This is a genomic window from Micromonospora sp. WMMC250, assembly GCF_027460215.1.
Lineage (GTDB): Bacteria > Actinomycetota > Actinomycetes > Mycobacteriales > Micromonosporaceae > Micromonospora > Micromonospora taraxaci.
On the sequence record NZ_JAPZBJ010000002.1, the window covers coordinates 5919078 to 5932311 of the forward strand.

Annotated in this window: 12 protein-coding genes; 10 read left to right on the plus strand and 2 right to left on the minus strand. The window is 68.8% G+C overall.

The window, feature by feature from the left end; genetic code table 11:
• Positions 1-481 precede the first annotated feature (481 nt).
• The 10 genes from O3438_RS26845 (at position 482) to O3438_RS26890 (ending at position 10543) form a co-directional block, all read left to right on the plus strand.
• Entirely contained in the window at positions 482-1537 is a 1056-nt protein-coding gene (locus O3438_RS26845; RefSeq protein ID WP_269683760.1) for an ABC transporter ATP-binding protein, read from the plus strand.
• The gene (locus O3438_RS26850) at positions 1534-2601 is read left to right on the plus strand and encodes an ABC transporter ATP-binding protein (protein ID WP_269682428.1); all 1068 of its coding nucleotides are present in this window, start codon (positions 1534-1536) and stop codon (positions 2599-2601) included. The genes O3438_RS26845 and O3438_RS26850 overlap by 4 nt, the downstream gene beginning before the upstream one ends.
• Entirely contained in the window at positions 2598-3605 is a 1008-nt protein-coding gene (locus tag O3438_RS26855) for an ABC transporter permease (RefSeq protein ID WP_269682429.1), read from the plus strand. The genes O3438_RS26850 and O3438_RS26855 overlap by 4 nt, the downstream gene beginning before the upstream one ends.
• A 10-nt stretch (positions 3606-3615) precedes the next feature.
• A complete protein-coding gene (locus tag O3438_RS26860; RefSeq protein WP_269682430.1) occupies positions 3616-4602 on the plus strand; it encodes an ABC transporter permease in 987 nt (328 codons plus the stop codon).
• Positions 4603-4749: 147 nt separating this feature from the next.
• Positions 4750-6492, plus strand: coding sequence for an ABC transporter substrate-binding protein (locus O3438_RS26865; RefSeq protein WP_269682431.1), 1743 nt, complete (start codon positions 4750-4752; stop codon positions 6490-6492).
• A 383-nt stretch (positions 6493-6875) separates the two neighbouring features.
• Positions 6876-7991 carry an alpha/beta fold hydrolase gene (locus tag O3438_RS26870; protein ID WP_269682432.1) on the plus strand — a complete coding sequence of 372 codons (1116 nt, stop codon included), beginning with the start codon at positions 6876-6878 and terminating at the stop codon, positions 7989-7991.
• 205 nt (positions 7992-8196) lie between these two features.
• The gene (locus O3438_RS26875; RefSeq protein WP_269682433.1) at positions 8197-8871 is read left to right on the plus strand and encodes a uridylate kinase; all 675 of its coding nucleotides are present in this window, start codon (positions 8197-8199) and stop codon (positions 8869-8871) included.
• A 36-nt stretch (positions 8872-8907) separates the two neighbouring features.
• Positions 8908-9438 carry an AAA family ATPase gene (locus O3438_RS26880; RefSeq protein ID WP_269682434.1) on the plus strand — a complete coding sequence of 177 codons (531 nt, stop codon included), beginning with the start codon at positions 8908-8910 and terminating at the stop codon, positions 9436-9438.
• Between the two features lie 175 nt (positions 9439-9613).
• Entirely contained in the window at positions 9614-10033 is a 420-nt protein-coding gene (locus O3438_RS26885; protein ID WP_269682435.1) for a DUF6188 family protein, read from the plus strand.
• A 138-nt stretch (positions 10034-10171) separates the two neighbouring features.
• Positions 10172-10543 carry a DUF805 domain-containing protein gene (locus O3438_RS26890; protein WP_269682436.1) on the plus strand — a complete coding sequence of 124 codons (372 nt, stop codon included), beginning with the start codon at positions 10172-10174 and terminating at the stop codon, positions 10541-10543.
• Positions 10544-10779: 236 nt separating this feature from the next.
• On the opposite strand, the gene O3438_RS26895 is transcribed toward O3438_RS26890, so the two are convergent.
• Positions 10780-10992 (minus strand): DUF1737 domain-containing protein, encoded by a 213-nt coding sequence (locus O3438_RS26895; protein WP_269682437.1) that lies wholly within the window; start codon positions 10990-10992, stop codon positions 10780-10782.
• A 52-nt stretch (positions 10993-11044) separates the two neighbouring features.
• Positions 11045-13189: a S9 family peptidase gene (locus tag O3438_RS26900; protein WP_269682438.1), complete on the minus strand. Its 2145-nt coding sequence runs from the start codon at positions 13187-13189 to the stop codon at positions 11045-11047.
• Positions 13190-13234: the final 45 nt, after the last annotated feature.

A 13234-nucleotide genomic window follows, 5' to 3' on the forward strand; every position in this document is an offset into this window, starting at 1 on the left:
AGCGCGGACGTGACCGTTGGCTGCCTCTGCGGCTGCTTCCAGGATGTTGCCGAGCTTACGAGAGATGCGTTGATGCCGTGGGGTGGGTCCTGGGGTCACGTGGAGGCTCCAGTCGAAGAGTTCGACGCGATCCTGCGTCTCGCCGAGGGCGAGGAACTCCTCTTCGGTCCACGGACCTTCGTGATCGAACACCGCCGCGGTCATGGGTCATCTCCACCTCGTGCCACGGGCATCCTCTGCTGGCTGCTCTTGTCATGGTCGCACCTGAGGTGCGGTTTCTGCAGGAACGGGCGTCGATGGCGAGGTGGCGGGACTGCGGGGCCGATGCTGACTCGTTACGCTCGGGCACGCTGACACGTGCCGACTTTGTAGCTTATTTTCACCCTCGGGACTTTGTTGTAAGTTCTCTTCGTCACTGAGGGAGGTTGCCGTGGACAGCTCGGATCCGGCGCCGTCCGGGAAGCCGGACGACCATCCCGCCGTGCCGACGCAGCGCGGCACCGAGGACGCCTACCTGCGGGTGCGTGACCTGCGGGTCCGGTTCGACACCGAGGACGGCGTGGTGCGCGCTGTCGACGGGGTGTCGTTCGCCGTCGAGCGGGGCCGCACCCTGGGCATCGTCGGTGAGTCCGGCTCCGGCAAGAGCGTCACCTCGCTGGCCATTCTCGGCCTGCACGATCCCAACCGGGCGACCATCACCGGCGAGATCTCCGTCGGGGGCCGGCAGGTGATCGGTCTGCCCGACGAGGAGGTACGCCGGCTGCGCGGCCGGGACATGGCGATGATCTTCCAGGATCCGCTGTCGGCGTTGCACCCGTACTACACGGTGGGTCGACAGATCGCCGAGGCGTACCGGGTGCACCACCCGAAGGCCAACCGCCGCGAGGCCCGGCAGCGGGCCGTCGACATGCTGGACCGGGTCGGCATCCCACAGCCGGCCCGCCGCTTCGACCAGTACCCGCACGAGTTCTCCGGCGGCATGCGGCAACGGGCGATGATCGCGATGTCGCTGGTCAACGACCCGGCGCTGCTGATCGCCGACGAGCCGACCACCGCCCTGGACGTCACGGTGCAGGCGCAGATCCTGGACCTGTTGGCCGACCTCCAGGCCGAGTTCCACTCCGCGATCATCCTGATCACCCACGACCTCGGCGTGGTCGGCCAGGTCGCCGACGACGTGCTGGTCATGTACGGCGGGCGCGCCGTCGAGCGGGGCAGCGTCGAGCAGGTGCTCCGTTCGCCGCAGCATCCGTACACCTGGGGGTTGCTCTCCAGCGTGCCGTCGCTGCACGGCGACGCGGACGCGGACCTGGTGCCGATCCCCGGCAACCCGCCGAGCCTGATCAACCTGCCGTCCGGCTGCGCGTTCCACCCGCGTTGCCGGTACGCGGACCGCGCCGGCAGCCGCTCCCGCACCGACGTGCCAGAGCTGCGGGCGGCCGGGGTCGACGGTCACCTCGTCGCCTGTCATCTGAGCGCCGAGGAGCGTGCCGCGTTCTACGCCGAGGACGTCGCATCCGTGGGGGTGGCCCGATGACCGACGAACCCCTGTTGCGGGTACGCGGCCTGACCAAGCACTTCCCGGTACGCGAGGGGCTGCGCTCCACCGGCCTGGTGCGGGCGGTGGACGGGCTCGACTTCGACGTACGCCCCGGCGAGACGCTCGGGCTGGTGGGGGAGTCGGGCTGCGGCAAGACCACCACCGGTCGGATGCTGGTGCGGCTGCTGGAGCCGACGAGCGGGAGCATCGAGTTCGGCGGGCGGGACATCACGCACGCCGGCCGCCGCGAGCTGCGCCCGCTCCGTCAGGAACTCCAGATCATCTTCCAGGACCCGTACGCGTCGCTGAACCCCCGGCACACCGTCGGGCGGATCGTGGCGATGCCGTTGCAGGTAAACGGGATCAAGCCGCCGGGTGGGATCAAGGCGCGGGTGCAGGAGTTGCTGGAGCTGGTCGGGTTGAACCCGGAGCACTACAACAGGTACCCGCACGAGTTCTCCGGCGGTCAACGCCAGCGCATCGGCATCGCCCGGGCGCTGGCCCTGCGGCCCAAGCTGATCGTCGCGGACGAGCCGGTGAGCGCGCTGGACGTCTCGATCCAGGCGCAGGTCGTCAACCTGCTGCGTGACCTGCAACGGGAGCTCGGTCTGGCGTTCGTGTTCATCGCGCACGACCTGGCCGTGGTTCGGCACTTCTGCCAGCGGGTCGCCGTCATGTACCTGGGCCGGATCGTGGAGATCGGCGATCGGGAGAGCATCTACGAGCGCCCGCAGCACCCGTACACCCGGGCTCTGCTCTCGGCGATCCCGGACGTCACCCAGCTCGGCCCGGCGGGCCGTATCCGGCTGACCGGTGACGTGCCCACGCCACTCGACCCACCGTCGGGCTGCCGGTTCCGTACCCGGTGCTGGAAGGCGCAGGACGTCTGCGCGACCGAGGAGCCGGCGCTGGTCCCGCGGGACGGCGGCAACCAGGCCACCGCGTGTCACTTCCCCGAAGGGGAATCGGCCGGCACGAGCCCCGGAGGGGAATCGGCCGGCCCGAGCCCCGAAGGGGAAGCCGAGGTGGCTGCCCAGGTCGACGAGGAGGTGTCGTCGTGAGTCTCTCCCCGGTGGAGGGTGTGGCGCTGGCCGAGATCGAGTCCGGCACCGACGCGGGCGGGCCCGCCGCGAAGGGCGTCGTCGGTCGCTCGCCCGGTCAGCTCGCGTGGATGCGGCTGCGCCGTGACCGTACGGCGGTGGTCAGCGGCGTACTCCTGGTGTTCTTCATGGTGTTGGGTTTGTCCGCCCCGCTGATCGAGATGGTCTACGGGATCGGGCCGCGGGAGCAGTTCCAGAACCTGCTGGACGGCTTCGGGATGCCACTGGGCTACGCCGGTGGGGTCACCGGGGAGCACTGGTTCGGTCTGGAGCCGGGGCTGGGCCGGGACATCTTCATCCGGCTGATCTACGGGTTGCGGACGTCGCTGTTCATCGCGTTCGCGGCAGCCCTGATCACGGCGACGATCGGGGTCGTGCTGGGTGCGCTCGCCGGCTACCTCGGTGGCTGGCTCGACGCGGTGATCAACTGGATCACCGACCTGACGCTGGCCATGCCGTTCCTGATCATCGCGTTGGCGCTCACTCCCACCATCACGTTGCGCTTCTACGGCGAGCGGGGTCAGGTGTCGTCCGCCTTCGGGGTGGGCGTGCTGATCGGCGTCTTCGCGATCTTCGGCTGGACCAGCACCGCTCGCCTGGTGCGGGGGCAGGTGATCGCGTTGCGCGAGAGGGAGTTCGTGGAGGCGGCCAAGGCCAGCGGCGCCGGGCTGGGGCACATGCTCTTCCGACAACTGCTGCCGAACATCTGGGCACCGATCCTGGTGTCGTTCTCCCTGGCGGTACCGCAGTTCATCACCAGCGAGGCAGCGCTCTCGTTCATCGGCGTCGGCCTCAGCGACGAGACGCCGAGCTTCGGCCGGATGATCTACCGCAGTCTGGACTTCCTCCAGACCGACCCGGCGTACGTGTTCTTCCCGGGCATCACGATCTTCGCGCTGGTGTTCGCCTTCAACCTCTTCGGCGACGCGTTGCGGGACGCGCTCGACCCGAAGTCGTCCCGGTAGGGGGTGCCCCATGGCGCGATTTCTGATCAAGCGACTCTTCTCCGCCGCGCTGACCCTGTTCGCGGTGAGTGTGCTGACCTTCCTGATGTTCTTCGCCCTGCCGCGCGACCCGGTCAGCAGCATCTGCTCGAAGAACTGCAACCCCGAGCGGTTGGAGCGGGTCCGCGACGACCTGGGCCTGAACGACCCGTTGATCAGCCAGTACGCCGGTTACATGAAGGGCATCGTGACCGGTCGCGACCTGGGTAGCGCCCAGGGTGGCCGCTGCGACGCGCCCTGCCTGGGCTGGTCGTATGTCACCAACGAGGCCGTCTCGGACACCATCGCCCGGGTGCTGCCGGTGACGCTGAGCATCGTGATCCCGGCGGCGATCCTGTGGTTGCTGCTCGGCGTCGGTCTCGGCATGGTGTCCGCGCTGCGGCGGGGCACGTGGCTGGACCGGACCGCCATCGGCTTCTCGCTGACCGGCGCCTCGTTGCAGCTCTACTTCGTGGGCGCGGTGCTGCTGCTGGTGTTCGTCTACAACCTGCGGTGGCTGCCGGTGCCCAGCTACACCTCCCTCTTCGACAACCCGGCGAAGTGGGCCAGCGGGCTGGTGCTCGCCTGGGTGGCGCTGGCCTTCCTCTTCTCGGCCATCTACGCCCGGTTGTCGCGGGCGCAGATGTTGGAGACGCTGTCCGAGGACTTCGTCCGGACCGCGCGGGCCAAGGGCCTGGCCAAACCGAAGGTGTACGGGCGACACGCGCTGCGCGCGGCGATCACCCCGGTGGTGACCATCGCGGGGCTGGACGTGGGCGGAGCGCTGGGCGGCACGGTGATCACCGAGACGACGTTCGGCATCCAGGGGTTGGGGCGTACGGCGGTGGACGCGGTGCGCTCGGGTGACCTGCCCACCATCATGGCCACCGTGTTGATCGCGGCGGTCTTCGTGGTCCTGGCGAACGTGCTGGTGGACCTGCTCTACGCGGCCATCGATCCCCGGGTGCGGCTGCGTTGACCGGCTGCTCGGTGGCCTCGGTGTCCGATGGCGAAACTTATCGACAACTGTTACACAACTCGTAGGTTTTCTTCCTTACGATCCTCGGGACGTCGGCGGTTCTCGCCCCGACGAATCCGCACGGCACATGGCTGAAGGAGGTACTTCATGCGACCACGCGTGGCGGTTGCCGCAGGCGGCGCGATCGCTCTGGTTGTGGCATTGGGTGCGTGCTCGAAGAACACGGGCGAGGGCACGACGGTGGACACCGACCGGAAGCAGACCGGGGTCATCGCGACCGACCCCAAGGACTCGCAGGGGCCGGCGGCCGAGGTGAGCGGCGCCGCGAAGGGCGGCACCTTCTCCGTCATCCGGGAGTCGCCGATCTCCCACCTCGACCCGCAGCGGACGTACTCGTTCGCCGGTCTGATGGCCAACCCGCTCTGGTCCCGCTACCTGACCACCTGGAAGGACGACGGCAAGGGCGGCCTGGTCCTGGTCGGTGACCTGGCCGAGACTCCGGGCAAGAACGTCAACAACGACTGCAAGGTCTGGGAGTTCACCGTCAAGGACGGGGTGAAGTTCGAGGACGGCCGGCCGATCACCTCCAAGGAGATCGCGTACGGCATCGCACGCTCCTTCGACCCCGACCTGTCCGGCGGCCCGACCTACATCCAGGAGTGGCTGGCCGACACCGCGCAGTTCGACACCAAGTGGGACTTCAAGAAGAACAAGACGTCGCTGCCGCCGGGCCTGAGCACGCCGGACGCCAAGACGCTTCGCTTCGAGTTCGCCAAGCCCCGCTGCGACCTGCCGTTCGCCGCCTCGCTGCCGACCACCGCGCCGCTGCCCGCCGACAAGGACACCGGCATCGACGTGGACAAGCAGCCGTTCTCGTCCGGCCCGTACAAGGTCGCCAAGAACCAGGTCGGCGTCCAGCTCACCCTGGACCGCAACCCCAACTGGGACCCCAACACCGACCCGGTGCGGCACCAGTACCCGGACCAGTTCGTCTGGACCTTCGGCCCGACCGCGGACGCCGCCAACAACCGGGTGATCGCCGACAACGGCGCCGACCAGAGCGCGCTCGCCTTCAACACCGTGCCCGCCTCGCTGGTCGCCAAGGTGGCCGGTGATGCCACGCTGAAGTCCCGGACGCTTCTCTCGCCGACGCCGAGCGCCAACCAGCTCGTCATCAACAACCAGCGGGTCACCGACCTGAAGGTCCGTCAGGCGCTCAACTACGCCATCGACCGCGAAGGCATGATCAAGGCGCTCGGCGGTCAGACCGTCGCCGCGCCGCTGACCACGCTGATGCCGTCGGCCACGATCGGCTACAAGGCGTACGAGGCGTACCCGGCGGGTGCCAACGGCAACGTCGACAAGGCCAAGGAACTGCTCGGCGGAAAGACGCCGGAGCTGGTCCTCGGCGTGGCCGACAACTCCACCGAGCAGCAGCAGGGCGCGCAGCTGAAGGCCAACCTGGAACGGGCCGGCTTCAAGATCACGCTGCGGAACATCTCCGACGACGCCAAGCTCGACGAGATCAAGAAGAAGAACAACCCATGGGACCTGTACATCGGTAACTGGGCGGCGGACTGGCCCAGCGGGGCGTCGATCCTGCCGGTGCTCTACGACGGCCGCACCATCAAGGCCGAGGGCAACAGCAACCAGTCCTACTTCAACGATCCGGCCATCAACGCCGAGATGGACCGCATCCTGGCGCTCGCCCCGGCCGACCAGGGCCCGGAGTGGGCGAAGCTCGACGAGCGGATCATGAAGGAGCACGCCCCGGTGGTGCCGCTCTACGTCGACGTGGCCTACAACGTGCACGGGTCCAAGGCCGGCGGAATCTTCATCTCCAGTGTCTTCGGCTACCCGTCGTTCGTGAACGCGCACGTCAAGCCGTAGTCACAGCGCAGGCAGGCCGGGCCCCCTTCCGACAGCGTCGTCGGGAGGGGGCCCTTGCCGTCCCTCCGTCCGTCGATCGCGAGCGCCGTTCGGCCGGTCCGGGAGGTCGGCGGCCCAGCAGGGGTGGTTCTGCATGCTTCCTTTGGAGCTGACGTCGTAGACGATTCAGCCGTTGGCTAGTCCTCGCCCCGGCGCGCCGACAGCCACCGTCGATCGCTGTCAGCTGACGCAGATGCCACCGAAATCGGGGCGATACGCTGGCGCGGTGTTCACCGCCGGCAAGCGTGACTCGATCGGGAGCGGTTGCTCGGTTCACCCGCGCGTGACCCCGCCGTCGTCGGAGCCGCCATCACCGGATCTCACGCCGTCGACGAAGGCGACCGGTGGTCGGACGGCAGCGTCGTCGGGACGGGACCCTGGCCGACTCCGCCTTTCTGCCGGAACATTCGTCCAAGCCAGTGGTACCGCAGGGCAGCGACAGTGACTTCATGACGGCATCGCCAGCTCTTGGCAAAGAGCAGTTCGACGAGGCCGACCCGCGCGCGTCCGACCAACAACCGCGTCGAAGTCGTGCCCGCCGGCGGCGCGTCATCGCCTCGACGACGCTGCTCACGATCGTCGGACTGCTCCTGGCCAACGCGGCATCGGTGAACTGGCAGTCCGCCCCTGCCACCGGAGACTCGATCCTGCATCTCGACGGTGGCGACATCAACGTCAGCCAGGACGGCCCCCCCGATGCCCCGGCACTCGTGCTGATCCATGGGCTCGGTGCCTCGACCGAGTGGTGGAAGTCGATAGTCCCGGCGCTGGCAACGTCCCATCGTGTCATCCGAATCGACCTGCTCGGACATGGACGGTCCGCGAAACCGACCGGCGGCGGCTATGACGTCCCGCGGCAAGGCCGCCGAGTCGGGCAGGCACTGAACCAACTCGGCATCGAACAGGCGATCGTGATCGGCCATTCCACCGGCGGGTACGTCGCCACCGCGCTCGCCGAACACCGCGGCGACCTGGTGACCGCGCTGGCGCTCATCAACACGGGACCGCGCCTGGACGCCTTCATCTCGGACGGGCCGGTGGGCAAGCTCGTCTTCGTTCCCGTGCTGGGTCACCTCCTGTGGCGGCTTCGGACCGACGGGATTCTGCGCCGGGGGCTGGGCACCGCGTTCGCGCCAGGCTTCCACGTCCCGCAGCAGCTCCTGGACGACACGCGGGGCATGACCTACCACTCGCTCACGGCGACATCGCGGGCGTCCGACGACTACCTGACCCAGCGACAACTTCCGGACCGGCTCGCGATTCTCGGCAAGCCACTGCTGGTCATCTTCGGTGAGCGTGACCAGAGGTGGCGATCCTCATCGGCGGCCGAGTACCGCCGCGTTGCTGGTGCGACAGTCGAATCGATGCCCGGTGTCGGTCACTCGCCCATGCTCGAAGATCCTGAGCAGACGGCCGGGCTCCTCCTCGACTTCTTCGATTCCGTGTCGGGCGGTCGGTGAGTCGAACGAGAAAAGCGACAATGTGCCGCCGTGCGCGGGGCCCTGGTGTTCGTGGATCCATGCGATCGTCCGCGCGCATCTTCAGGTGTCGGACGACCGGATCGGTCCACGTCGTTCGTATTCGTCGGGGACCCGGCGCGAAAGGCTGGTGCGCATAGGGTCATCCCGACACGGTGACATCCGCGAGACCAGGACGGGGGAGGACATGCGCCACGGCACCCGGAACGAGATGCTCGCTCGTCTGGTTGAGGCGGTCGGGTCCGTCGCTCTTGCCCATCCGGTACGGGTTGCCGTCGACGGCCCGCCCGCCGCCGGCAAGACGACCCTCGCCGACGAGCTGGCCGTCGTCCTGCGCGAACGCGGACGCTACGTCGTCCGCGCGACGATCGACGACTTCCTCGTTCCACGGGCGCGGCGGTATCCGCGCGGCGAATACTCGGCCGAAGGCTGCTACTACGACGCACACGACTACGGCGCGTTGAACCGGGTTCTGCTGGATCCGCTCGGCCCCGGCGGAGACCGGCGCTTCCAGACCGCGGTCTACGACAGCACCGCGGACGCCGTGCTGTCCCCGCCGACCATGACCGCTCCCGCCGACGCCGTGCTGGTGTTCGACGGCGTCTTTCTCCTGCGCCCGGAACTTCTCGACCGGTGGGACCTGAGCGTCTTCGTGTCTACCGCGCCCGAGAAGACCGTGGATCGTGCCCTGGTCAGAGAGCGGCAGGTGTCATCCCGCGCCGACGTCGAGCGGCGCTGGCGTGAGCGTTACCTCCCCTCCCAACAGCTCTACCTCGACAAGGTGCGGCCGACCGATCACGCCGACGTCGTCGTGCACAATGACGAGCCCCAGCAGCCGGTCTGGGAGAGCCGCACACGTTGAGGTCGATAACACTGTTCTGTCAGTTCGGAGGCCGGGATGACGACACTGTTCCTGACGGTGGGGCTTCCGTGCACCGGGAAGACCACTGCTGCTCGGCGTATCGAAGTCGAGCGGAAGGCTCTTCGTCTGACGAAGGACGAGTGGGTGAAGGCTCTCTACGGGCCGGAGAATCCGCCGTCGGCTCAGGACGTGATCGAAGGACGGCTCATCGAGATCGGGCTGCGCGCTCTCGAACTCGGCACCAACGTCGTGATCGACTACGGCCTGTGGAGTCGGGACGAGCGCACCGCGTTGCGGCAGGCAGCAGCGGACCTCGGAGCGACGGTGGAGTTGCACTACTTCGCGCTCACCGAAGCCGAGCAGCGCAGACGGCTCGATCAGCGCCAAGCGGAAGAGCCGCACACGACGTGGCCGATGTCCGACGACGAACTCGCCGAGTGGGCTGCGATCTTCGAGGTCCCGACGCCGGGCGAACTCGACGGCACCGAACCCATCGACGACCCGCCGGCTGGGTTCGCGAGGTGGAACGAGTGGCGTACGCACCGCTGGCCACCGTCGATCTCCTGACGTCTGCTCCCGTTGACAAGGTCGCTGGCGTCTCAACCGGAAACTCCCTGCCACGCGAGGAGATCGAGTTCGACACACGCCCCGGCGTTCTTCAACGGTGGACGGAGGTCAGCGCGAGCGACGGCGGACCCGGATACTCGGCGACAACGACATCGATTCAGGGCAGCATGGGCTCATGGCCGAGCGCGTGGACGACACCGGGCTGACCGAGCGCAGTGACAAGTGGCTGCTGCCGATCGACGACGGTGTCGTGACGCAGTTGCGCGTCGACTATGCGTTCACGCTGGTGATCGACTCGCGGATCGAGATCCGCATCGAGACCGAATTCTCCTACGGCGTTTCTGGCACCGAGCAGCGGTTCGACCCGTCAGTTTCGGCAGCACTGGCACCATTGCTCGACCGGCACCAAGCGAAGGTCACCGCCGTCGAGATCCGCGAGGACGGTCGACTGCACCTGACCTTCGGCGACGATGTGGTCCTTCTCGTCGAGCCGGACGACCAATACGAGGCATTCACCGTCTCGGGCACGCTGCCGTCGACGTCACGGCGGTTCCTTTTCGTCGCCGTACCCGGTGGTGGCCTCGCCTGCTGGTAGTGCTTGCCGCATCGATCAGACCGTTTTGGGCACTGCGGCTACTGGGCCTCGGCTGCTTCGCCGTTGACCCCGCCGCGTCGATCTGTTTGGCTGCCTCCGCGATGACCTTGATAGCCCCTTAATTGACCGGAGATAGTCATGTCCTTCGTTGACGCAATCAAGTCGGTTTTCAGTCAGTACGTCGGCTTCACGGGCCGCGCTCGCCGGTCCGAGTACTGGTGGTTCGCCTTGTTCACAATCCTGGTCAGCATCGTCGCGTCCATCCTGGATGGTGCGCTGGGACTGGACTTCGAGGGCTCCACCACCGGTTTGATCGGCCTCGTCGCCTCCCTGGCGCTGCTGCTGCCTTCGCTGGCGGTCGGGGTGCGACGCCTGCACGACACCGACCGCACGGGATGGTGGTTGCTGATCGCGCTGGTGCCGCTCGTGGGCTTCATCGTCCTCATCGTGTTCTTCGTGTTGGACAGCACGCCGGGCACGAACCGTTTCGGCCCCAGCCCCAAGAGCTGACCGCCAACATCACGTTCCAGGACTGGGCAGGCCGGCCCCCTTCCGACAGCGCTTACGGAAGGGGGCCGGTTCCGTCCTAGATCCGCGTCGTGGACGACACATCGATGGCCCGGCAGACACCGACTATCCCGGCGACTGGCACCTCCGGCCGCGACGGGTGATCGCCGACGGCCGCGGGAACACCCCGTGGAAGGTTGGTGATCGTCAGCCTCCCGCAGTCGCGGCCGGCAACGTCTCTACGTGACGCTCGCCAGGGGTGCCTCGGAGCTGACCGGGTGCGGCAGCACCAACGCCTGAGCGGCGATGACGCGTTCGCCGTCGAAGGTCAGCGCCGGTGATCCGTGCAGCCGATAGCCCTGCTCGAGAAGAGCACTGACGCGGGCGCAGAATTCAGCGTCATCGGGCCCGGTGATGAGGCGGTAGCCGAGCGGTTTCGTGAAGTCCGACACCGCTGCATTGTCTCTGCCCGGATGCCGGCGCGGGCCCGCGATCCCACGCTGCTCACAACAGGTGGGTACGGAGGAACTCCAGTTCCAACGGGAGCAGGCGCTCGGCGGTGCCGTTCGCGGCCATGTGCGTCGCGCCGGTCAGCGGCAGCACGGCGTGCGGGCGGCCGGTGCTCAGCAGCGCCGCCGACAGTCGGAGCGTGTGCGCGGCCACCACGTTGTCGTCGGCCAGGCCGTGCACCAGCAGCAACGGGCGGGCCTGGTCCGGGGTGGTGACCGGCTCGGCGGCCAACTCGACGAGCGAATGGTGCGCGTAGACGTCCGTGCCGTCCTCCGGCAACCCCAGATAACGCTCGGTGTACGCGGTGTCGTACAGCGCCCAGTCGGTCACCGGCGCACCGGCGATGCCGCACCGGAACAGCTCCGGGTGACGCAGCACCGCCAACCCGGCCAGCCACCCCCCGAACGACCAGCCGCGCACCCCCACCCGGCTCAGATCCAGGTCGGGATGCTTGCCGGCCAGCGCCGTCAACGCGTCGATCTGGTCGGTGAGGATCACGTCGGCCACCCGGCGGTGGATCGCCTTCTCGAACGAGGGGGCCACTCCCGGCGTACCCCGGTTGTCGATGGTGACCACCGCGAACCCGGCGTCGGCCCACCACTGCCGCTCCAACCACGCGGCCCGCGCCGCCACGACCTCCTGGTGCCCCGGCCCGCCGTAGATGTCCAGCAGCACCGGCAACCGTCGACCCGTCACGTGGTTGTCCGGGTAGAGCACCGCCGCCGGCAACCGCCGGTCGGTCACCCGTTCCAGCAGCGGCAGCGGCGAATACGGCGGATTGGCGGCGAACGACCGCAGCTCGGCCAGCTCCTGGTCGCCGCGCCGCACGGTCCACCGCACCCCGGCGTGGTCCAGCGACGCGACACCCACCGCCAGCACGTCGCCGCCCACCGCGGCGGTGTACCAGCCGGAGTCGGTGGTGAGTCGCCGCGCGTCCACCCCACCGCCGATGGTGGTGCGGATCCGGAAGAGGTGCCGCTCGCTCGGCTCGCCGTCGCTCGCCTCGACAAGCAGGTCGGCCGGCCCGGAGGCGGCCGGCAGTCGACCCACCACCCGGCGTACGTACAGCGACGGCGGGGTGAGCAGGGTGCCGTCGGCGAACAGGCACCTCGCGTCGTACCCGTCGTGGGCCAGCTCTCCGCCGACCAGCACGCGGCCGTCCGGGAGGTGCGCCGGGGTGCCGGCGATCGGCTCGACCCACCGCGGGTCGGCCAGCTCCGCGTGCACCTGTGTCTCACCGGTGCGGGGGTCCACCGCCAGCACCAGCCCGTGCTGCTGCGACCGGCGCAGCACGGTGATCAACGGGCTGCCCTCGATCCAGCTGACCCCGGTCAGGTACGGGTAGGTCTCCCGGTCCCAGTGCACGTCCACCCAGCCGTCGTCCAGGTCGAGCAGGTGCAGGCTGACCTCGGCGTTCGGCCCACCCGCCCGGGGGTACGCGACGGCGGTCGGTGGGCTGGCCGGCTGGGCCGGGTCGTGCAGGTGCCACCGTTCCAGGCGGGACTCGTCGACCCGGGCGGCGAGCACCATCCGGCCGTCCGGAGCCCACCAGTAGCCCCGGTACCGACCGAACTCCTCAGCCGCGATGTGTTCGGCCAATCCCCAACTCACACCGGCGTCCTCGCCCGCCAGCAGGGTGTCGGTGCCGTCCGCCTCGATCACCCGCAGCTCGCCCCGGCGCACCCCCTCGGCCGCGTCGGTCACGTACGCCAGCCGCTGCCCGGTCGGGTCCGGACGCGGGTCCAGCACCGGACCGACGGCCGCCACCTCCACCACGTCGCCGTGCACCAGATCGGCCCGGAACAACCGCCCGGCCAGCGCGAACACCGCGACCCGACCGGCGGCGTCCAACGCGTACGAGCCGATGCCGGCCGCGCTGAGCCGCAGCCGTTCCCGCAGCGCGCGTTCACCGGGGGAGAGGGACCTGACGTCCCCGTCCTCGCCGAGCAGTGTTGCCGGATCGGCGACCAGGCGCTCCTCGGCGGTGGCCACGTCCAGCTGCCAGAGCGCGTCCGCCGGGTCCTCCGGACCGGCGGAGCGCAGGAAGATCACCCGGGAGCCGTCCTCGGCCACGGAGACAGCGCGTGGCGCGCCGTGGCTGAACCGGTGGGTGCGGGCGGCCAGCTCCGGAAAGTCCACACGCCAAATCGTAGAGCCGGACCGGAGGTGATGTGGCCGACCTGG